Here is a 1,553-nt window from a genome sequence, read left to right on the forward strand (position 1 = left end):
TTGTTTTAAATTTTGCTGTCGTGCGCACTAAATTTACGGTCAAAATTTTGTCGTCGCGCCGCGCAAAATTTGCACAAAATTCGCCGTATCGTCGAGTCAAATTTGTCTCAAAATCCATTACTGCGGCGAGCTGCGTTAAAATTTAGATCAAAATTTCGCTGGCATGCCTATATGCGGTAATTTTTTACGAATTTTTCTATGCGCTCAAAGCCGCGTTTTAGATTTTCCATAGAGCACGCAAAGCTTATGCGGAAGTGCCCATCCATGCCAAATCCGCTTCCTGGCACCGTGGCTACGAGCCCTTTATCTAGCAGCTGCATGCAGAATTTCATACTATCAGGTTCTATCTGGGAGCAATCTATGAAGAAATAAAATGCGCCATCTGGTTTTACGACACTAAGCCCTGGGATCGCGCCTATCGCGTCCGTGCCAAAATCGCGTCTGCGCTCGTATTCGCGCCTCATCTCCTCGATATAATCATCCGCCTCGCCGCGCAGCACTGGCATAGCGCCTGCCTGGACGATGCTTGCTACGTTGCTGACGCTTTGACTTTGCAGGTTTATCATCGCCTTATTTAGCTCATCGATTGCGCACGCGGTGTAGCCGAAGCGCCAGCCGGGCATCGCGCCGCATTTGCTTAGCCCGTTGATCGTCACGGTGCGCCCGAACATATCCTCGCTGATGCTTGCTGCGGCTATGAAGCTCTTGCCGAAGACGATTTTTTCGTAAATTTCATCGGCAATTACTAAAATATCCGTGCCCTTTAGCACTTCCGCAAGCTCTTGTAGCTCCTGGCGCGAATATACGGCGCCTGCGGGGTTACTCGGGTTGAAAAGGCACAGCGCCTTCGTGCGCGGCGTGATCGCGGCTTTGAGCTGCGAGGCGGTGATTTTGTATCGGTTTTCTGCCTTTGTGTTTACGATGACAGGCTTACCGCCGCAAAATTTTACAATTTCAGGGTAGGTGACCCAATAAGGCGCCGGTATTATAACCTCATCGCCTTCGTTTAAGATGCAGTTAAAGGCGTTAAATAGCGAGTGTTTGGCGCCTACGTTGGTGATGATCTGATCGGGTCTATAGTTTAGAGCATTATCACGCTTTAGCTTCTGTGCGATTAAATTTAAAATTTCAGGCGTGCCGGCAACCGGCGTATATTTTCCGCAGCCCTTAGCCATAGCCTCTATGACAGCCCTTTTGGCGACTTCTGCGGTATCGAAATCAGGCTCGCCTGCGCTTAGGATCACGACGTCTTGCCCCTGGGCTTTCATCTGCTTGGCTTTGGTGCTGATTGCGATCGTTAGGCTTTCGCCGAGCTTGCTTACGCGACTTGAAAGTGTTAATTTCATTGATGCTCCTTGGATTGGTTTAGACAATTTAAAATTTGATTTTTGACGCTAAAAGCCTTGCCGCCGCTTGGGTCTTGGTTGTAGATATCGTCGATTTTATAATCGCCTCCACTACGGACGAGTTTGTAGATTATCGTCTGCGCACCGTAGGGGCAGGTCTGTGTCACTACGACGGTGTCACGCTCTGCTAGCTCGAAATCATATTTC

General features: G+C 49.1%; 2 protein-coding genes. Both read right to left on the reverse strand.

Annotation, left to right across the window (positions count from 1 at the left end; translation table 11 throughout):
* Nucleotides 1-167 precede the first annotated feature (167 nt).
* Complete coding sequence (locus tag Q0236_RS07955) at nt 168-1,346, reverse strand: pyridoxal phosphate-dependent aminotransferase (RefSeq protein WP_297916716.1); 1,179 nt, start codon at nt 1,344-1,346, stop codon at nt 168-170.
* A partial coding sequence (locus Q0236_RS07960) for a hypothetical protein (protein ID WP_297916718.1) occupies nt 1,343-1,553 on the reverse strand: 211 nt, incomplete at its 5' end. The genes Q0236_RS07960 and Q0236_RS07955, both read right to left, overlap by 4 nt.

Origin of the sequence: uncultured Campylobacter sp. (assembly GCF_938031315.1) — a bacterium.
Lineage (GTDB): Bacteria > Campylobacterota > Campylobacteria > Campylobacterales > Campylobacteraceae > Campylobacter_B.